Annotated in this window: 1 protein-coding gene; it reads right to left on the bottom strand. The window is 61.6% G+C overall.

Annotation, left to right across the window (positions count from 1 at the left end):
* Window positions 1-385: VCBS domain-containing protein (locus AACW18_RS11305; protein WP_218390088.1), on the bottom strand; the 385-nt coding region annotated here is incomplete at both ends.

A 385-nucleotide genomic window follows, 5' to 3' on the forward strand; every position in this document is an offset into this window, starting at 1 on the left:
ACCCACAATCACCGCACCGTCGTTGACGCCGGTGATGGTGATGGTCACGGTATGGCTGGTGCCATCCAGGCTCTGTACGGTGAAGGTCTCGACCTTGGTCTCGCCCTGGCCCAGGTACTGCACCTTGTCGTTGGCGACTTCATAATTCCACTTGCCATCCGCATCGATGGTCAGGCTGCCCAGGGCATTGGCACTCGGGGTGCCGTTGCCCGGTTTGAACTCGGCTTCATCCGCCCCGTCCACGTCGGTCACACTCAAGCTGCCGGTCTCGGTCAGGTTACCGCTGACCACGTTCAGGTCTTCGGTCACCGCACCGCGGTCATCACCCTTGATCTCGGCACCGTCATTGACGCCGGTGATGGTGATGGTCACGGTGTGGCTGGTG

Source organism: Aeromonas sp. sia0103, from assembly GCF_963895295.1.
Taxonomy (GTDB): domain Bacteria; phylum Pseudomonadota; class Gammaproteobacteria; order Enterobacterales; family Aeromonadaceae; genus Aeromonas; species Aeromonas encheleia.